The organism is Citrobacter sp. Ca225, assembly GCF_030337175.1.
GTDB lineage: Bacteria > Pseudomonadota > Gammaproteobacteria > Enterobacterales > Enterobacteriaceae > Citrobacter_A > Citrobacter_A amalonaticus.
Genome location: NZ_JAOWCD010000063.1, coordinates 118,414 through 135,530 on the forward strand (window position 1 = coordinate 118,414; position 17,117 = coordinate 135,530).

At 53.4% G+C, this 17,117-nt stretch carries 20 protein-coding genes; 6 read left to right on the forward strand and 14 right to left on the reverse strand.

The window, feature by feature from the left end:
- Positions 1-17: 17 nt before the first annotated feature.
- Together ftsH and rlmE are read right to left on the reverse strand one after the other, a co-directional pair.
- A complete protein-coding gene (ftsH, locus tag OGW13_RS08710; protein ID WP_044255934.1) occupies positions 18-1,949 on the reverse strand; it encodes an ATP-dependent zinc metalloprotease FtsH in 1,932 nt (643 codons plus the stop codon).
- A gap of 99 nt (positions 1,950-2,048) precedes the next feature.
- Positions 2,049-2,678, reverse strand: coding sequence for a 23S rRNA (uridine(2552)-2'-O)-methyltransferase RlmE (gene rlmE, locus OGW13_RS08715; protein WP_042291855.1), 630 nt, complete (start codon positions 2,676-2,678; stop codon positions 2,049-2,051).
- A gap of 126 nt (positions 2,679-2,804) precedes the next feature.
- On the opposite strand from rlmE, the gene yhbY reads away from it, so the two are divergent.
- Positions 2,805-3,098, forward strand: a complete 294-nt coding sequence (gene yhbY, locus OGW13_RS08720) for a ribosome assembly RNA-binding protein YhbY (protein ID WP_041686369.1) — start codon at positions 2,805-2,807, stop codon at positions 3,096-3,098.
- Between the two features lie 145 nt (positions 3,099-3,243).
- Here yhbY and greA read toward each other — a convergent pair whose 3' ends face one another.
- Positions 3,244-3,720: a transcription elongation factor GreA gene (gene greA / locus OGW13_RS08725; RefSeq protein ID WP_042998290.1), complete on the reverse strand. Its 477-nt coding sequence runs from the start codon at positions 3,718-3,720 to the stop codon at positions 3,244-3,246.
- Between the two features lie 246 nt (positions 3,721-3,966).
- On the opposite strand from greA, the gene dacB reads away from it, so the two are divergent.
- Complete coding sequence (gene dacB, locus OGW13_RS08730; protein WP_044263639.1) at positions 3,967-5,400, forward strand: serine-type D-Ala-D-Ala carboxypeptidase; 1,434 nt, start codon at positions 3,967-3,969, stop codon at positions 5,398-5,400.
- 48 nt (positions 5,401-5,448) lie between these two features.
- Here the strand turns inward: dacB and cgtA are convergent, their stop codons facing one another.
- From cgtA to rplU, 4 genes are all read right to left on the reverse strand, one after another.
- Positions 5,449-6,621, reverse strand: coding sequence for an Obg family GTPase CgtA (cgtA, locus tag OGW13_RS08735; protein WP_042325080.1), 1,173 nt, complete (start codon positions 6,619-6,621; stop codon positions 5,449-5,451).
- 15 nt (positions 6,622-6,636) lie between these two features.
- Entirely contained in the window at positions 6,637-7,602 is a 966-nt protein-coding gene (locus OGW13_RS08740) for a DMT family transporter (protein ID WP_042998293.1), read from the reverse strand.
- 127 nt (positions 7,603-7,729) lie between these two features.
- Positions 7,730-7,987 (reverse strand): 50S ribosomal protein L27, encoded by a 258-nt coding sequence (gene rpmA, locus OGW13_RS08745; protein ID WP_003861831.1) that lies wholly within the window; start codon positions 7,985-7,987, stop codon positions 7,730-7,732.
- Between the two features lie 19 nt (positions 7,988-8,006).
- Positions 8,007-8,318, reverse strand: coding sequence for a 50S ribosomal protein L21 (gene rplU / locus OGW13_RS08750; RefSeq protein WP_003025032.1), 312 nt, complete (start codon positions 8,316-8,318; stop codon positions 8,007-8,009).
- 258 nt (positions 8,319-8,576) lie between these two features.
- Between rplU and ispB the strand changes: the two genes are divergently transcribed.
- Complete coding sequence (ispB, locus tag OGW13_RS08755; RefSeq protein ID WP_042998294.1) at positions 8,577-9,548, forward strand: octaprenyl diphosphate synthase; 972 nt, start codon at positions 8,577-8,579, stop codon at positions 9,546-9,548.
- Positions 9,549-9,775: 227 nt separating this feature from the next.
- Complete coding sequence (sfsB, locus tag OGW13_RS08760) at positions 9,776-10,063, forward strand: DNA-binding transcriptional regulator SfsB (protein WP_044263641.1); 288 nt, start codon at positions 9,776-9,778, stop codon at positions 10,061-10,063.
- Between the two features lie 55 nt (positions 10,064-10,118).
- On the opposite strand, the gene murA is transcribed toward sfsB, so the two are convergent.
- From murA to mlaF, 7 genes are all read right to left on the reverse strand, one after another.
- A complete protein-coding gene (gene murA / locus OGW13_RS08765; RefSeq protein ID WP_042998296.1) occupies positions 10,119-11,378 on the reverse strand; it encodes a UDP-N-acetylglucosamine 1-carboxyvinyltransferase in 1,260 nt (419 codons plus the stop codon).
- A 52-nt stretch (positions 11,379-11,430) separates the two neighbouring features.
- A complete protein-coding gene (gene ibaG, locus OGW13_RS08770) occupies positions 11,431-11,685 on the reverse strand; it encodes a BolA family iron metabolism protein IbaG (protein WP_042325065.1) in 255 nt (84 codons plus the stop codon).
- A 123-nt stretch (positions 11,686-11,808) separates the two neighbouring features.
- Complete coding sequence (gene mlaB / locus OGW13_RS08775) at positions 11,809-12,105, reverse strand: lipid asymmetry maintenance protein MlaB (protein ID WP_042998297.1); 297 nt, start codon at positions 12,103-12,105, stop codon at positions 11,809-11,811.
- A complete protein-coding gene (gene mlaC / locus OGW13_RS08780) occupies positions 12,105-12,740 on the reverse strand; it encodes a phospholipid-binding protein MlaC (protein ID WP_042998298.1) in 636 nt (211 codons plus the stop codon). The genes mlaB and mlaC overlap by 1 nt, the downstream gene beginning before the upstream one ends.
- 18 nt (positions 12,741-12,758) lie before the next feature.
- The gene (mlaD, locus tag OGW13_RS08785; RefSeq protein WP_043001758.1) at positions 12,759-13,316 is read right to left on the reverse strand and encodes an outer membrane lipid asymmetry maintenance protein MlaD; all 558 of its coding nucleotides are present in this window, start codon (positions 13,314-13,316) and stop codon (positions 12,759-12,761) included.
- 4 nt (positions 13,317-13,320) lie between these two features.
- Positions 13,321-14,103 (reverse strand): lipid asymmetry maintenance ABC transporter permease subunit MlaE, encoded by a 783-nt coding sequence (gene mlaE / locus OGW13_RS08790; protein WP_042998299.1) that lies wholly within the window; start codon positions 14,101-14,103, stop codon positions 13,321-13,323.
- A gap of 7 nt (positions 14,104-14,110) precedes the next feature.
- On the reverse strand, positions 14,111-14,923 hold the full coding sequence (mlaF, locus tag OGW13_RS08795; protein ID WP_042998300.1) for a phospholipid ABC transporter ATP-binding protein MlaF: 813 nt from the start codon (positions 14,921-14,923) through the stop codon (positions 14,111-14,113).
- A 208-nt stretch (positions 14,924-15,131) separates the two neighbouring features.
- Between mlaF and OGW13_RS08800 the strand changes: the two genes are divergently transcribed.
- A complete protein-coding gene (locus tag OGW13_RS08800; protein ID WP_042998301.1) occupies positions 15,132-16,109 on the forward strand; it encodes a calcium/sodium antiporter in 978 nt (325 codons plus the stop codon).
- A 14-nt stretch (positions 16,110-16,123) separates the two neighbouring features.
- Positions 16,124-17,110 carry an arabinose-5-phosphate isomerase KdsD gene (gene kdsD / locus OGW13_RS08805; RefSeq protein WP_042998302.1) on the forward strand — a complete coding sequence of 329 codons (987 nt, stop codon included), beginning with the start codon at positions 16,124-16,126 and terminating at the stop codon, positions 17,108-17,110.
- The last annotated feature ends 7 nt before the right edge of the window (positions 17,111-17,117 follow it).

Below are 17,117 nucleotides of genomic sequence, written 5' to 3' on the forward strand. Positions count from 1 at the left end.
TCATCAACAACGGTAACTTATTTGTCGCCTAACTGCTCTGACATGGTATTACCTGGGTTCGGCGTGCGCGGTTCATCAACCGGGCGCGGCGCACGAGGCGTGCCATTGTTGTCAGAATTGTTAGAGCCCGGTTCTTCCCAGCCAGCTGGCGGGCGAACATCGCGGCGAGCCATCAGGTCATCAATCTGCGGCGCATCGATGGTCTCATATTTCATGAGCGCATCTTTCATGGCGTGCAGGATGTCCATGTTGTCATTCAGGAGCTGGCGCGCACGATTGTAGTTACGCTCAATCAGTGCTTTCACTTCCTGGTCGATGATACGCGCGGTTTCATCGGACATATGTTTCGCTTTTGCAACGCTACGACCGAGGAATACTTCGCCCTCTTCTTCCGCATACAGCAGCGGACCGAGTTTGTCGGAGAAGCCCCACTGGGTCACCATGTTACGCGCCAGGTTAGTGGCCACTTTAATGTCGTTCGACGCACCGGTAGAAACATGTTCAACACCGTAGATGATCTCTTCTGCCAGACGACCGCCGTACAGCGTGGAAATCTGACTTTCCAGCTTCTGGCGGCTGGCGCTGATCGCGTCGCCTTCAGGCAGGAAGAAGGTCACACCCAGCGCACGACCGCGCGGGATAATCGTCACTTTATGCACCGGATCGTGTTCCGGTACCAGGCGACCAATAATCGCATGGCCTGCTTCGTGGTACGCGGTTGATTCTTTCTGCGCTTCCGTCATCACCATGGAGCGACGTTCCGCACCCATCATGATTTTGTCTTTCGCTTTCTCGAACTCAACCATCGACACGACGCGCTTGTTGCCACGAGCAGCAAACAGTGCCGCTTCGTTCACCAGGTTCGCCAGGTCCGCACCGGAGAAGCCCGGCGTACCACGGGCAATGATTGCCGCGTCGATATCCGGCGCCAGCGGTACGCGACGCATATGTACTTTCAGGATTTGTTCACGACCACGCACATCCGGCAAGCCGACCACAACCTGACGGTCGAAACGGCCAGGACGCAGCAGTGCTGGGTCAAGAACGTCCGGCCGGTTAGTGGCTGCAATAACGATGATGCCTTCGTTACCTTCGAAACCATCCATCTCAACCAGCATCTGGTTCAGAGTCTGTTCACGTTCATCGTGACCGCCACCCAGACCTGCGCCACGCTGGCGACCTACGGCATCGATTTCATCGATGAAGATAATGCACGGTGCTGCTTTCTTGGCCTGTTCGAACATGTCACGCACACGAGATGCACCAACACCGACGAACATTTCCACGAAGTCAGAACCTGAAATCGTAAAGAATGGAACCTTCGCTTCACCTGCAATGGCTTTCGCCAGCAAGGTTTTACCGGTACCCGGAGGACCGACCATCAGGACGCCTTTCGGGATTTTACCGCCCAGTTTCTGGAAGCGGCTCGGCTCGCGCAGGTATTCAACCAGTTCCGCTACCTCTTCTTTCGCTTCGTCACAACCTGCGACGTCGGCAAACGTGGTTTTGATCTGATCTTCCGTCAGCATGCGCGCTTTGCTCTTACCGAACGACATGGCACCTTTGCCACCGCCGCCCTGCATCTGACGCATAAAGAAGATCCAGACGCCGATCAACAGCAGCATTGGGAACCAGGAAATGAAGATGGAAGCCAACAGGCTCGGTTCTTCTGGTGGTTCACCCACAACCTTGACGTTCTTAGTCAGCAGGTTATCAAGCAGCTTCGGATCGCTTACCGGAATGTAGGTCGTGTAACGGTTACTATCTTTCTTGGTAACGTTGATCTCACGTCCGTTGATACGTGCTTCACGAACCTGGTCGTTGTTGACCTCTTGCAGGAAGGTAGAGTAATCCACCTTACGGCCATTAGACTCGCTGGGCCCAAAGCTCTGGAATACTGACATCAGCACAACGGCAATGACCAGCCAGAGTATTAGGTTTTTCGCCATGTCACTCAAGGGATTAACCTCTTATTACAACTGTGTTAAAAACAGCGTCAGGATACTCTATATCCAGCGTCTTTCAAACTTTCGTCTGAAATCGACCAGTTATGGTTTACGCCCGGTCGCTACAATATACACTTCACGCGAACGTGCGCGAGAAGAGTCCGGTTTACGAACTTTCACCTTCGTAAACAGGGAGCGAATTTCCCTTAGGTACTCATCGAAACCTTCGCCCTGGAACACCTTCACTACAAAACTGCCACCCGGCGCTAGCACATCACGACACATTTCTAACGCCAGTTCCACCAGATACATGGCACGGGGGATATCCACCGCTGGTGTTCCGCTCATGTTTGGTGCCATATCTGACATGACAACCTGGACTTTACTGTCACCCACGCGTTCCAGCAGCGCTTTCATGACAAGTTCATCACGAAAATCGCCCTGAAGAAAGTCCACACCAACGATAGGATCCATAGGTAAAAGATCACAAGCGATGATACGGCCTTTGCCGCCAATCTGCGAGACCACATACTGTGACCAGCCTCCTGGCGCAGCACCGAGATCGACTACCGTCATCCCCGGCTTAAAAAGTTTGTCACTTTGCTGTATTTCATCAAGTTTAAACCAGGCACGGGAACGCAACCCCTTTTTCTGTGCCTCTTGAACATATTTATCGCTAAAGTGTTCCTGAAGCCAGCGACTCGAGCTGGCAGAACGCTTCTTACCTGTCATTTAACTTTCCCATCGGGGCAGAACATCGTTGCCATACGGCGTAAATTTCCACGCACTATTTGGCGATATATGGGAGATGGCGGTAGAATGACCCGTTTTCAATCCCAACGTAAGCAAAAATATACGATGAATCTGAGTACTAAACAAAAACAGCACCTGAAAGGTCTGGCACATCCGCTCAAGCCGGTCGTTATGCTTGGCAATAATGGTTTGACCGAAGGGGTACTGGCCGAGATTGAACAAGCGTTAGAGCACCATGAACTCATCAAGGTGAAAGTCGCGTCTGAAGATCGCGAAACAAAAACCTTGATCGTGGACGCTATCGTGCGCGAAACCGGCGCCTGTAATGTACAGGTCATCGGTAAAATGCTGGTGCTTTATCGCCCGAGTAAAGAACGCAAAATCTCGCTGCCACGCTAAGAATATCCTAAAGTCGAACACAAAACCTGTGTAAAACGAGGGATTTCCCGCAAGCAGGAGAGCAAAATGCCACGCTCTCTTCGTTGATAAAAGGCCGCTATGCGGCCTTTTTCCTTTCTTTACAATACATCAACATCTTGAGCACTTACAGGTATTCTACCTTAGTGATTTCATATTCGACTTCGCCGCCTGGCGTTTTGATCACCACGACGTCATCCTGTTCTTTGCCAATCAGGCCGCGTGCAATCGGCGAATTGACGGAAATCAGGTTCTGTTTGAAGTCCGCTTCGTCATCGCCCACGATACGCCAGGTCTGCTCTTCGTCATTATCAAGGTTCAGAACGGTGACCGTCGCGCCAAAGACAACGCGACCGTTATTCGGCATTTTGGTGACATCGATGACCTGAGCATTCGACAACTTCGCTTCGATGTCTTTGATACGACCTTCACAGAACCCCTGCTGTTCACGCGCCGCATGATATTCCGCATTCTCTTTCAGATCGCCATGCTCACGCGCTTCGGCAATAGAGGCGATAATTTCAGGACGGCGCACAGATTTCAGAAAATCCAGCTCTTCGCGTAATTTTTCTGCACCACGTAAGGTCATCGGAATCGCTTGCATTTGTTATACCTCTTGAACATTCCTGTAGGGGGCGATTGCTGTGCCCCGGCTGTTAAGCCTGCCCCGGTATGGCGTCATACCCGGACCAGAAGCAAAAAAATACCGACCCGGACGCAAGGTCCAGGTCAGCTACAATTCTTAATTTGATACTCATTTTACCCTGGAGTTCCCTATGGGTCATCGTTTACTTTCCAGGGCATTGCGCCGTAGTATGTCGGCTTGTTTCCAGGTTGTTAGCGCGAGATTATGCGATTTTCCAGATTTATCATCGGATTGACCACCAGTGTAGCGTTCAGCGTCCAGGCCGCGAACGTTGACGAGTACATCAACCAGCTCCCTGCCGGAGCCAACCTTGCCCTCATGGTCCAGAAGGTCGGCGCCCCGACTCCCGCAATTGATTATCATAGTCAGCAAATGGCACTTCCTGCCAGTACGCAGAAAGTGATTACCGCGCTGGCGGCCTTAATTCAGCTTGGCCCTGACTTCCGCTTTACGACCACGCTGGAGACCAAAGGCAGCGTTGATGCGGGCGTTCTCAAAGGTGATTTAGTGGCGCGATTTGGTGCCGATCCGACGCTAAAAAGGCAGGATATTCGGAATATGGTGGCGAACCTGAAAAAAGCAGGCGTCACGCAAATCACCGGAAACGTCCTGATTGATACCTCTGTTTTTGCCAGTCACGATAAAGCGCCGGGATGGCCCTGGAACGACATGACCCAGTGCTTCAGCGCGCCGCCTGCGGCCGCCATTGTCGATCGAAACTGCTTCTCGATTTCGCTCTACAGCGCGCAAAAAGCGAACGATTTGGCCTATATTCGCGTAGCGTCTTACTACCCGGTCACCATGTTCAGCCAGGTTCGCACCCTCCCACGCGGCTCTGCGGAGGCGCAATATTGTGAACTGGACGTGGTTCCGGGCGATTTAAACCGCTTCACGTTGACCGGGTGTCTGCCGCAGCGTGCCGACCCTCTGCCGCTGGCATTTGCCATTCAGGACGGCGCCAGCTATGCCGGGGCGATCCTGAAAGATGAACTCAAACAGGCCGGTATCACCTACAGCGGAACCTTATTACGCCAGACACAGGTCAATGAGCCAGGCACCATTGTGGCCAGTAAGCAGTCTGCGCCGCTGCACGATCTGCTTAAGATTATGCTGAAAAAGTCGGACAACATGATTGCCGACACCGTCTTCCGAATGATTGGTCACGCACGGTTTAATGTACCGGGAACGTGGCGTGCGGGCTCCGATGCTGTGCGGCAGATCCTGCGTCAACAAGCCGGAGTCGATATTGGCAATACGATTATTGCCGACGGCTCCGGCCTGTCGCGCCATAACCTGATCGCCCCTGCCACCATGATGCAGGTTCTGCAATACATCGCGCAGCATGACAACGAGCTGAATTTCATCTCAATGCTGCCGCTGGCGGGCTATGACGGCTCTCTGCAGTACCGTGCGGGTCTGCATCAGGCGGGCGTCGATGGTAAGGTCTCAGCGAAAACGGGATCATTGCAAGGGGTGTACAACCTGGCGGGCTTTATTACCACCGCCAGCGGGCAACGGATGGCGTTTGTACAATATCTATCGGGTTATGCGGTAGAACCTGCCGATCAACGTAACCGCCGCATTCCTCTGGTTCGCTTTGAAAGCCGATTGTACAAAGATATCTATCAGAATAACTGAGTCCGCAAAAACAAAAACCCCGGCAACATGTCCGGGGTTTTCCTGAGATTAACGCTTATAGATGAACTCGACGCCTTCTTCGTCGTCTTCGTCCCAGTCGTCATCCCAGTCGTCTTCCGCTTCTTCTTCCACTTCAGCGATTTGCTGGCGATGATAATCATCCCACATGAACTCGACTTTCTCTGGCTGCTTCGCTTCTTCCGCCTGAGTAATCGGGTTCTCGATAATAAAAGTCATCACATCCCAGCAGAGATCTTTCACGCCCAGTTGGCTGGCGGCAGAGATCAGATAGTATTTATCTTCCCAGCCCAGCGCCTGGGCGATAGCTTTGGCTTTCTCTTCCGCTTCGGCTTTGTCCAGCAAATCGATCTTGTTGAACACTAACCAGCGCGGTTTAGCTGCCAGATCCTGACTGTATTTTTCCAGCTCGCCGATGATGATGCGCGCATTCTCAACCGGATCGGAGCCGTCGATAGGATCGATGTCAATGAGATGCAGCAGTACGCGGCAACGCTCAAGGTGTTTCAGGAAGCGGATACCCAGACCGGCACCTTCCGCAGCGCCTTCAATCAGCCCCGGAATGTCCGCCACCACGAAGCTCTTCTCGTTATCCATACGGACAACACCGAGGCTCGGCACCAGCGTGGTAAACGGATAATCCGCCACTTTAGGCTTCGCCGCAGAGACCGCACGGATAAAGGTCGATTTACCGGCATTTGGCATCCCCAGCATGCCCACATCCGCCAGCAGCATCAGCTCCAGCAGCAGATCACGCTTGTCACCCGGCGTCCCCATCGTTTTCTGACGTGGCGTACGGTTGACGGAAGATTTGAAACGGGTGTTACCCAGACCGTGCCAGCCGCCTTTTGCGACCATCAGACGCTGACCGTGCTTAGTCATGTCGCCCATGGTTTCGCCCGTGCCCTGATCGATCACACGCGTACCTACCGGCACTTTAATCGTGACATCTTTCCCGCGTTTACCGGTACAGTCACGGCTGGCGCCATTCTGGCCTCGTTCTGCGCGGAAAGATTTCTCAAAACGGTAATCGATCAGGGTGTTCAGGTTTTCGTCGGCTTCCATCCAGACGTCGCCACCATCACCGCCATCGCCGCCGTCCGGGCCGCCTTTCGGGATGTATTTCTCACGGCGGAAGCTTACGCAACCATTGCCGCCATCGCCTGCAACGACCAGAATCGTTGCTTCATCAACAAACTTCATTTTACTCTCCGTAAATCATTCGCCTGAGCGGGGCTGCGATACCACCGATTCATGCTTACGTAATCCGCCCCAAATACGATGACCAATGGCGGAGTACATCGCGCCCGCAACCACGACAAACGCACCGAGATAACCGAGAAGGTTTAACATCGGTCTGGCGAAGAAATCGGGCCAGGCCATAGATAAAAGATCTGAAAATAACAGCGTAAACAGCGGGGTGAGCGTGATTAATGCGCTCACCTGCGCTGCCTGCCAACGCGCCATCGCTTCCGCCAGGGCGCCATATCCTACCAGTGTATTCAGCCCACAGAAAATTAAACAGGCAAGCTGCCAGTCACTGAGCTGGGCTATCACACCGGGCTTCGCCAGCGGCAATAGCGCTATCGTACATAAAGTGTACAGTAAAAACAGAATCTGCGGTGATGCCAGACGCCGCAATAACACCTTTTGCGCAACACCATAACTTACCCAGACCGTAGCCGCACCGACGCCAAAAATGACGCCCCAGGTGTAATCGGTCAGCCTGGTAAAAATTTCGATCAGACTGGTGTTGAAGAACATCACCAGTCCGCACAACAGCATTATGGCGCCGACAATCTGCGTACCGCGCATTTTCTCTTTAAGGATAAATACGCTCGCGACCATCATGCCCACTGGCGACAGTTGGCCGATCACCTGCGAAGCCGTTGGGCTTAAATACTGCAGGGAAGAGCTGAACAGGATGAAGTTGCCAAAGAGCCCACCGGTAGCAATTGCCAGCAGAACCAGCCAGCGCGCTTTGCGAAAAATTCGCAGCGGCGGAAGCTTACGCTTCGCGGCCAGAATCGCCCCGAGGCCAATACTGGCGATTAAAAAACGGTAAAAAACGATGGTAGGAGGCTCCATCACCTCCAGCACCTGCTTCATAGCAATTGGCAAAGCCCCCCAACATACCGCCGTTGTGAGCGCCAAAAGAATACCAATGCCAGCCTGCTGCTTCATGCCCGTTTCCCTGCAAGGGCTCGTTATCCGGTGCAAAGCGGTTTCACGAGCATATTTACCGGTCGTCGAATGTAAAAAGCCCCGCAACAGGGTGCGGGGCTTTTATCCGTTACCGGACCACGAAAACTTACTCAGCAACGATGCTGATGTATTTACGGTTGTTCGGGCCTTTAACTTCAAATTTCACTTTACCGTCTGCTTTAGCAAACAGAGTGTGGTCACGACCGCAACCTACGTTAGTGCCAGCGTGGAACTTGGTACCACGTTGACGAACGATGATGCTACCCGCCAGAACGGATTCGCCACCGAAACGCTTAACGCCCAGGCGTTTAGCTTCTGAATCGCGACCGTTACGAGTTGAGCCGCCAGCCTTTTTATGTGCCATTTAAATCTCTCCTCAGGTCTTAGGCGCTGATGCCAGTAATTTTCACATCAGTGAACCACTGACGATGGCCCTGCTGCTTACGATAGTGTTTACGACGACGAAACTTAACGATTTTAACTTTCTCGCCACGACCGTGAGCAACAACTTCAGCTTTGATAACGCCGCCATCAACGAAAGGAACGCCGATTTTGACTTCTTCACCGTTTGCGATCATCAGAACTTCAGCGAATTCAACAGATTCGCCAGTTGCGATGTCCAGCTTTTCCAGGCGAACGGTCTGACCTTCGCTTACTCGGTGTTGTTTACCACCACTTTGGAAAACCGCGTACATAAAAAACTCCGCTTCCGCGCACACCTTTTCAATGATTCAGAGTGCGCTATAAATATTCACAATAGGGCGCGAATATTACGCAAAACGTGAGCCTTTGACAAGTGCTACAGTCAATACATGAAGAAAAAAAACACAACGTGTACGGTAACGTTTATCTGCGGCGTTTTTTCAGTACAATCAACATATATTTCTAACCCTAAACCCTAAGTTACCTTGCCGCATGATGAGGTAAACGGGGCGAAAAGCCCGGCTTTTGCGATGAATTTAGAAAAAATCAACGAGTTAACCGCGCAAGATATGGCGGGTGTCAATGCGACAATCCTTGAACAGCTTAATTCCGACGTCCAACTGATCAATCAGTTAGGCTATTACATTGTGAGCGGTGGCGGTAAACGCATTCGCCCGATGATTGCCGTCCTCGCGGCGCGCGCCGTTGGCTATCAGGGAAATGCCCATGTCACGATCGCGGCATTGATCGAATTTATCCACACCGCCACCCTGCTTCATGACGATGTGGTGGATGAATCCGATATGCGCCGGGGTAAAGCCACTGCGAACGCCGCGTTTGGTAATGCCGCCAGCGTGCTGGTTGGCGATTTTATCTATACCCGAGCTTTCCAGATGATGACCAGCCTCGGCTCGCTGAAAGTGCTGGAGGTGATGTCTGAAGCTGTGAACGTCATTGCTGAAGGTGAAGTCCTGCAGTTAATGAACGTTAACGACCCGGACATTACGGAAGACAGCTATATGCGGGTGATCTACAGTAAAACAGCGCGTCTGTTTGAAGCGGCGGCGCAGTGTTCCGGTCTCCTCGCGGGCTGTAGTGAAGCCGAGGAAAAAGGACTGCAGGACTATGGTCGCTATCTGGGCACTGCATTCCAGTTGATTGACGATCTGCTGGACTATAACGCCGACGGCGAACAGCTCGGTAAAAATGTCGGTGATGACCTGAACGAAGGCAAACCGACGTTACCGCTGCTGCATGCGATGCGTAACGGTACGCCAGAGCAGGCACAAATGATTCGCCATGCGATCGAGCAAGGCAATGGCCGACATCTTCTGGAGCCCGTGCTGGAAGCGATGAACGCCTGCGGCTCACTGGAATGGACTCGCCAGCGTGCGGAAGAAGAGGCCGACAAAGCCATCGCCGCGCTGCAGGTGTTGCCGGATTCCCAATGGCGCGAAGCGTTGATCGGCCTGGCACATATCGCCGTCCAGCGCGATCGCTAATAACGATGGAATCATCCCGCCACTCTGCGCGGGATGATTCATAAAAGATCTAATAAAACCCACCGAATCTCTCTATTCTGCTGCAAGCAAAGCAATAACTCTTAATAAATTCTGAATATTCAAACTCTTTACTTGAACATATTAGAACAACAATTCTCTGGGAGTATAGTGTCTTCTGCAAATTGATGGTGCAAATCAACGATGAATGACCATAAACGAGGGGATAAATGGAGAGCAAACTCATTGACTGGCATCCGGCAGATATCATTGCTGGATTACGTAAAAGAGGGACATCAATGGCTGCCGAGTCACGCAGAAACGGATTAAGTTCCTCCACGCTGGCAAACGCCTTAACCCGACCATGGCCGAAAGGCGAGCTGATCATTGCGAAAGCGCTCGGAACGGATCCCTGGGTGATCTGGCCTTCACGATACCATGACGCAAAAACTCATGCGTTTATCGACAGAACGCGCATGATGCGGGCGACACGTCGTGACAAGCAGGATGTAGAGTAAGGCACAAAGCAGTAGCCCCAGCCATTGGCAACGGGGCTACTGATTTCATTGACGCTTATTCGGCTTTCACGCGCTCGATATTGGCACCCAGGGCGCGCAGTTTATCTTCGATACGCTCGTATCCGCGATCGATATGATAAATACGATCCACGACCGTCGTCCCTTCTGCAATACATCCCGCCAGCACCAGACTAGCCGACGCACGCAGATCCGTTGCCATCACCTGCGCACCGGAGAGCTTATCCACACCGTGACAAATCACGGTATTGCTTTCGATTTCTGCATGAGCGCCCATACGGCTCAGCTCAGGCACGTGCATAAAGCGGTTTTCAAACACGGTTTCCGTGATGAATCCGGTCCCTTCCGCTACCAGGTTCAGCAGCGTGAACTGGGCCTGCATGTCCGTCGGGAATGCCGGGTGCGGTGCAGTGCGCACGTTGACAGCTTTCGGACGTTTACCGTGCATGTCGAGGCTAATCCAGTCTTCACCCACGTCGATATCCGCGCCGGCATCGCGCAGTTTCGCCAGTACCGCGTCCAGCGTATCCGGCTGCGCGTTACGACAGAGGATTTTGCCGCGAGAAATTGCCGCTGCGACCAGGAAAGTCCCGGTTTCGATACGGTCCGGCAATACGCGATAGACACCACCGCCCAGACGTTCTACGCCTTCGATGGTGATACGATCGGTACCCTGGCCGGAAATTTTCGCTCCCAGCGCAATCAGGAAGTTGGCCGTGTCGACAATTTCTGGTTCACGTGCGGCGTTTTCAATGATGGTGGTGCCTTCCGCCAACGTGGCGGCACACATGATGGTGACCGTTGCGCCAACGCTGACTTTATCCATGACGATATGCGCGCCTTTTAGACGGCCATCCACGGAGGCTTTCACATAGCCTTCTTCCAGCGTGATCGTGGCGCCCAGTTGCTCCAGACCGGTGATATGCAGGTCAACCGGACGTGCGCCGATCGTGCAACCGCCAGGCAGAGAAACCTGGCCCTGACCAAAACGGGCCACCAACGGTCCCAGCGCCCAAATTGATGCGCGCATGGTTTTTACCAGGTCATACGGTGCGCAGAAAACATTAACGTCGCGGGCATCGATGTGCACGGAGCCATTGCGTTCCACTTTGGCGCCAAGCTGACTCAGCAGTTTCATCGAGGTATCAACGTCCTTCAGTTTCGGGACGTTCTGGATCTCTACCGGCTCTTCCGCCAGCAACGCCGCGAAAAGGATCGGCAGAGCGGCGTTTTTCGCGCCAGAAATTGTGACTTCGCCCTCGAGCCGGGTTGGCCCTTGTACACGAAATTTATCCATGATGTTGTTCTCAGTTAAAATTCATCGTCGTTACCGGTGTGACACCCGTAACTCAAAAACCGTTTAGTTTGCGATCGCGCGCCCATTCTGCGGGGGTATACGCTTTGATCGACAGGGCATGAATGCGATTGTCCGCAATGTACTCCATCAGCGGCGCATAGACCGACTGCTGCTTCTTCACCCGGCTCATGCCGTCAAACATCTCACCCACGGCAATAACCTGAAAGTGACTGCCATCGCCAGAGACGTGGACTTCCTGGAGGGAGAGTGCGTTCATCAGCACGCTCTGAATTTCATTATTTTCCATGGGCTCTTCATTCGTCAGATTGTGAATACAGCCCAACATCTTAGAGCAAAGTTGCGCTGTCATAAATAAGCAAAAAGCCTCGCGGGTCAATCCAGCGAGGCTGTAGATAATAACGTACTGATATTACTGACGCGGAAGCACGTCAGCAGGCAGATTATAGAGTTCCGCCAGGGTAAAGACTTTGTCATTCACCCCCGACAACGACACGTTGTTGCCCTGCTGTTTCGCCAGACTGATGAGATGGACCAGCAGCGCCAGTCCCCCCGTATCCACTCGGGAAACCTGACTGAGGTCGATGCAGGTGACACCGGTCATTGCTTCAATGCGCGCATCCCACAAAGGATTAAGCACATCCTGGTCCAGTTCTCCCACCAGCGCCAGCTTGTCACCGTCACGCGTCCAGTTGAGTGACTGAGTCATTACTTCTTCTCTTCCAGCGTGATTTTTTGCTGCGCGATAGATTTCAGTTGCGCCGTCAGTCCATCGATCCCTTTAGTACGCAGCAGATCGCTCCACTCGTTCTGTTTGGTAGTGATCATGCTGACGCCTTCGGCGATCATGTCATAGGCCTGCCAGTGACCCGTCTGAGTGTTTTTACGCCACTGGAAGTCCAGACGCACCGGAGGACGGCCGTTGGGATCGAGGATGGTTACACGGATCGGAACGATGCTCGCATCACCCAACGGTTGTTCCGGAGCAATCTGATACGTCTGACCGTGATACATCGCCAGCGCCTGGCCGTAGGCCTGTTTCAGGTATTCACGAAACGCGGCGAAGTAGGCTTCACGCTGAGCCGGAGTGGCTTCTTTGTAGTAACGCCCCAACACCAGCGCGCCAGCATATTTCACCTGCACATACGGCAGCAGTTCCTGGTCAACCACGTCACGCAGATAGTCCGGATTAGAACGGATTTTCGGCTGTTCGTTTTTCAGGCGGTCGAAGGTTTTCTGCGCCGCTTCATTCATCAACTTGTAAGGGTTGGTCTGATCGGCTGCAATGGCGGTGCTCAGCGGTGCAATCACCAGCAGAGCCACCATCATTAAACGCTTAAGCATAATTCGATTCTCCTGAGATTAATTCGTTGTGCCCGCAGGCCCAGTGGCTTCATTATGGCCTTCGGTCGGCGCCGACGCATCGCCAGAATTCTTATTGTCATCGCCTTTACTGTTGCTGTTGTAAAGGAACTGACCAATCATATCTTCCAGCACCATCGCGGATTTGGTGTCCTGGATTGTGCCGCCATCTTTGAGGATAGACGTTCCCAGCTCAGGATCTTCAAAACCGACGTTCAGCGCCAGATACTGTTCCCCCAGCAGACCGGACGTCCGGATGCTCAGCGAACTGGTATCAGGGATGTGGTTATAGCGCTCTTCGATGTCCAGCGTCACGCGCGGTAAATAGGTCTTCGGATCCAGAGAGATATCCGCCACGCGCCCCACCACCACACCACCGATACGCACCGGCGAGCGCACTTTCAGGCCGCCGATATTATCGAATGTCGCGTAAATCGTGTAGGTCGGTTCTGTGCGCATAGAGGTCACATTGGCCGCCTTCAGGCAGATAAACAGCGCGGCAAGCAATGCGGCTAATAAGAAGATCCCCACCCAAATTTCATTTTTTTTCGTTTGCATGAACTCAATTCCCAAACATCAATGCGGTCAGTACAAAGTCCAGACCCAGAACGGCCAGCGACGAGTGCACAACGGTGCGTGTGGTTGCCCGGCTGATTCCCGCCGAGGTCGGAATCGCATCATACCCATTGAATAATGCAATCCAGGTTACCGTAATGGCGAACACCACGCTTTTAATCAAACAGTTGACCAGATCCAGACGCCAGTCGACGGCACTCTGCATCGCAGACCAGAAGAAGCCAGCATCAATCCCCTTCCAGCTTACGCCGACCAGAGAACCGCCCCAGATCCCGACGGCCACAAACAAAATCGTCAACATCGGCAGCGAAATCACGCCCGCCCAGAATCGCGGAGAGATCACCCGGCGCAGGGGATCGACAGCCATCATTTCCATACTGGAAAGCTGCTCGGTCGCGCGCATCAGGCCAATTTCAGCGGTGAGTGCAGAGCCCGCACGCCCCGCAAATAACAACGCGGCGACAACCGGACCGAGTTCACGCAGCAGCGACAGTGCCACTAACATCCCCAGACTGGTTTCCGCGCTATAGGTGGTAAGTACCAGATAGCCCTGCAGCCCCAGCACCATGCCGATAAACACGCCAGAAACAATAATGATCAGCATCGACAGGACGCCCACATTATAAAGCTGGCGCACCAGCAACGGCGCGTGCTTACGAAATTCCGGTTTGCCGACCAGCGCATTGAACAACATTAACCCGGCGCGCCCGAACGTTCTGAGAGTTTTAATCCCCTTGTGTCCCAGCGTCGCCAGTGCATTTAACAGCATGAGTGGCTTAACTCCCTGTTCCGAGTAAATCAGAGTGATAATCGCCCGCAGGATAGCGGAACGGGACCGGCCCGTCTGCAATGCCATCCAGGAACTGACGCACACGCGGGTCGTCATTCTCTTGCAACGCCTGCGCGCTGCCGTGGGCCACAATCTTTTTGTCCGCCATAATATAGGCGTGATCGGCAATGCTCAGGACTTCCGGCACATCGTGAGAGACCACGACGCAGGTCACGCCCAGCGCATTGTTTAATTCAGAAATCAGTTTGACCAGCACGCCCATGGTGATCGGATCCTGTCCGACAAACGGTTCATCAAACATGATGAGATCCGGCTCCAGCGCAATGGCGCGTGCTAACGCCGCCCGGCGCGCCATCCCACCGGACAGTTCAGAGGGCATCAGTTTTGCCGCGCCGCGCAGACCGACAGCTTCCAGTTTCATCATCACCGTGCTCTTCAGTAACGGCGGGGGAAGCGTGGTATGTTCGCGTAGCGGATAGGCCACGTTATCAAACACGTTCATGTCGGTGAACAGCGCCCCGGACTGAAACAGCATACTCATCCGTTTGCGTACCGTGTAGAGGCGCGAGCGAGACATCTCAGGAATGTTCTCGCCATCAAACAAGATCTCCCCCTTGTCTGGCACAATTTGTCCGCCGATCAGACGCAAGAGCGTCGTTTTACCGATGCCCGATGGCCCCATGATCGCGGTTACCTTGCCACGCGGTACGGTCAGAGAGATGTTATCGAAAATGCAGCGGTCGCCGCGCGTAAAGCTGACATCGCGCATATCGACTAAATTCGCCACAGACTGCCCCATTGATTCATCCTTCGTGTTGCTTGTTGATCTCAGCATGGCGTGGAATTCAGCCATGAACCCAACATATTTACAGAATATTACCCGTGCTGGTTAGCTAAAGCTGGCATTTGTTTTACTTTTTAGCTGCATAAAGTCAAAATTAAGACTTCGTTACGGTTTCCAGACGATCCCGGTGGACCGGCGAGTATACCTGAAGAAAGGACTTTAGATGCTTTTAGCAACGGCGCTGTTAATTATTGGTTTATTATTGGTCGTCTACGGCGCCGACCGCCTGGTTTTTGCCGCGTCAATCTTATGTCGAACCTTTGGGATTCCGCCGCTGATTATCGGTATGACGGTAGTCAGTATAGGCACATCTCTGCCTGAAATTATTGTTTCTGTCGCCGCCTCTCTGCACGGGCAGTTAGATTTAGCCGTCGGCACCGCGCTAGGCTCTAACATTACTAACATTTTGTTGATCCTCGGGCTTGCCGCGCTGATCCACCCTTTTACCGTGCATTCCGATGTTCTGCGTCGCGAATTACCGCTAATGTTGCTGGTTAGCGTAGTGGCCGGATCCGTACTGTATGACGGACAACTCAGCCGCAGCGATGGTATCTTTCTTTTACTGTTAGCCGTGTTATGGCTGCTGTTCATTGTTAAAATCGCCCGTCTCGCTGAGCGTCAGGGCAATGACAGCCTCACCCGCGAACAGGTTGCCGAGTTGCCGCGTGAAGGCGGATTACCGGTGGCGTTTTTATGGCTGGGCATTGCGCTGATTATCATGCCGATGGCGACCCGAATGGTGGTGGATAACGCCACTGTGATTGCCAATTTCTTCGCGATGAGCGAACTGACGATTGGCCTGACGGTGATCGCAATTGGCACCAGCCTGCCTGAACTGGCAACCGCTATCGCTGGCGTGCGCAAAGGTGAGAACGATATCGCGGTGGGCAATATCATCGGCGCGAACATTTTTAACCTCACCATTGTTCTCGGCCTTCCCGCTCTGATTACGCCGGGTGACGTCAATCCGCTGGCGTTCAGCCGTGACTACAGCGTGATGCTGCTGGTGAGCATCATCTTTGCATTACTTTGCTGGCGGCGTCCCCGCCAGTCCGGTCGCGGCGCGGGCGTGCTGCTGACCGGCGGTTTTATCGTATGGCTGGCGATGCTGTATTGGCTATCGCCACTTCTCGTTGGATAACTGGAAACAGACATATGTCGCACTTAGCGTTACAACCGGGTTTTGACTTTCAGCAAGCCGGCAAAGAAGTTCTGGCGATTGAACGTGAAGGCCTGGCGGAGCTCGATCAGTACATCAACCAGGATTTCACTCTCGCCTGTGAGAAAATGTTCAACTGCACCGGCAAAGTGGTGGTGATGGGCATGGGGAAATCGGGGCATATTGGCCGCAAAATGGCCGCGACCTTTGCCAGCACCGGCACCTCTTCCTTCTTCGTTCATCCGGGCGAAGCCGCCCACGGCGATCTGGGAATGGTGACCTCGCAGGATGTAGTGATTGCCATCTCCAACTCCGGGGAATCCAGCGAGATCGCGGCCCTGATTCCAGTTCTTAAGCGACTGCAGGTTCAGCTTATCTGCATCACCGGGCGACCAGAAAGCAGCATGGCGCGTGCTGCGGATGTCCATCTGTGTGTTAAAGTACCGCAAGAAGCCTGTCCGCTTGGACTGGCCCCGACAAGCAGCACCACCGCTACATTAGTGATGGGCGATGCGCTGGCGGTGGCGTTATTAAAGGCGCGCGGCTTTACCGCTGAGGATTTTGCTCTGTCGCATCCGGGCGGTGCGCTAGGGCGTAAACTGCTGTTGCGCGTGAACGATATTATGCATACGGGTGATGAAATCCCGCATGTCACCAAAGAAGCCAGCCTGCGCGATGCGCTGCTGGAGATAACCCGCAAGAACCTCGGGATGACCGTGATTTGCGATGATGCGATGAAGATCGACGGTATCTTCACCGACGGTGATTTACGTCGCGTCTTTGATATGGGCGTTGATGTGCGCCAGCTCGGTATCGCCGACGTGATGACGCCAGGGGGCATTCGCGTGCGTCCAGGAATACTGGCGGTCGATGCCCTGAACTTAATGCAGTCTCGTCATATCACCTCCGTAATGGTTGCCGATGGCGACCAGTTACTCGGTGTGTTACATATGCATGATCTCCTGCGTGCAGGCGTTGTGTAGAAATTCA

What these genes read in the sequence shown, in the direction of transcription:
- OGW13_RS08800 (WP_042998301.1), top strand. Translation starts at nt 15,132, where the DNA reads ATGCTTTTAGCAACGGCGCTGTTAATTATTGGTTTATTATTGGTCGTC.
- rlmE (WP_042291855.1), bottom strand. Translation starts at nt 2,678, where the DNA reads ATGACAGGTAAGAAGCGTTCTGCCAGCTCGAGTCGCTGGCTTCAGGAA.
- mlaD (WP_043001758.1), bottom strand. Translation starts at nt 13,316, where the DNA reads ATGCAAACGAAAAAAAATGAAATTTGGGTGGGGATCTTCTTATTAGCC.
- rpmA (WP_003861831.1), bottom strand. Translation starts at nt 7,987, where the DNA reads ATGGCACATAAAAAGGCTGGCGGCTCAACTCGTAACGGTCGCGATTCA.
- cgtA (WP_042325080.1), bottom strand. Translation starts at nt 6,621, where the DNA reads ATGAAGTTTGTTGATGAAGCAACGATTCTGGTCGTTGCAGGCGATGGC.
- ibaG (WP_042325065.1), bottom strand. Translation starts at nt 11,685, where the DNA reads ATGGAAAATAATGAAATTCAGAGCGTGCTGATGAACGCACTCTCCCTC.
- dacB (WP_044263639.1), top strand. Translation starts at nt 3,967, where the DNA reads ATGCGATTTTCCAGATTTATCATCGGATTGACCACCAGTGTAGCGTTC.
- OGW13_RS08740 (WP_042998293.1), bottom strand. Translation starts at nt 7,602, where the DNA reads ATGAAGCAGCAGGCTGGCATTGGTATTCTTTTGGCGCTCACAACGGCG.
- sfsB (WP_044263641.1), top strand. Translation starts at nt 9,776, where the DNA reads ATGGAGAGCAAACTCATTGACTGGCATCCGGCAGATATCATTGCTGGA.
- ispB (WP_042998294.1), top strand. Translation starts at nt 8,577, where the DNA reads ATGAATTTAGAAAAAATCAACGAGTTAACCGCGCAAGATATGGCGGGT.
- greA (WP_042998290.1), bottom strand. Translation starts at nt 3,720, where the DNA reads ATGCAAGCGATTCCGATGACCTTACGTGGTGCAGAAAAATTACGCGAA.
- mlaC (WP_042998298.1), bottom strand. Translation starts at nt 12,740, where the DNA reads ATGCTTAAGCGTTTAATGATGGTGGCTCTGCTGGTGATTGCACCGCTG.
- kdsD (WP_042998302.1), top strand. Translation starts at nt 16,124, where the DNA reads ATGTCGCACTTAGCGTTACAACCGGGTTTTGACTTTCAGCAAGCCGGC.
- murA (WP_042998296.1), bottom strand. Translation starts at nt 11,378, where the DNA reads ATGGATAAATTTCGTGTACAAGGGCCAACCCGGCTCGAGGGCGAAGTC.
- mlaF (WP_042998300.1), bottom strand. Translation starts at nt 14,923, where the DNA reads ATGGGGCAGTCTGTGGCGAATTTAGTCGATATGCGCGATGTCAGCTTT.
- mlaB (WP_042998297.1), bottom strand. Translation starts at nt 12,105, where the DNA reads ATGACTCAGTCACTCAACTGGACGCGTGACGGTGACAAGCTGGCGCTG.
- yhbY (WP_041686369.1), top strand. Translation starts at nt 2,805, where the DNA reads ATGAATCTGAGTACTAAACAAAAACAGCACCTGAAAGGTCTGGCACAT.
- mlaE (WP_042998299.1), bottom strand. Translation starts at nt 14,103, where the DNA reads ATGCTGTTAAATGCACTGGCGACGCTGGGACACAAGGGGATTAAAACT.
- ftsH (WP_044255934.1), bottom strand. Translation starts at nt 1,949, where the DNA reads ATGGCGAAAAACCTAATACTCTGGCTGGTCATTGCCGTTGTGCTGATG.
- rplU (WP_003025032.1), bottom strand. Translation starts at nt 8,318, where the DNA reads ATGTACGCGGTTTTCCAAAGTGGTGGTAAACAACACCGAGTAAGCGAA.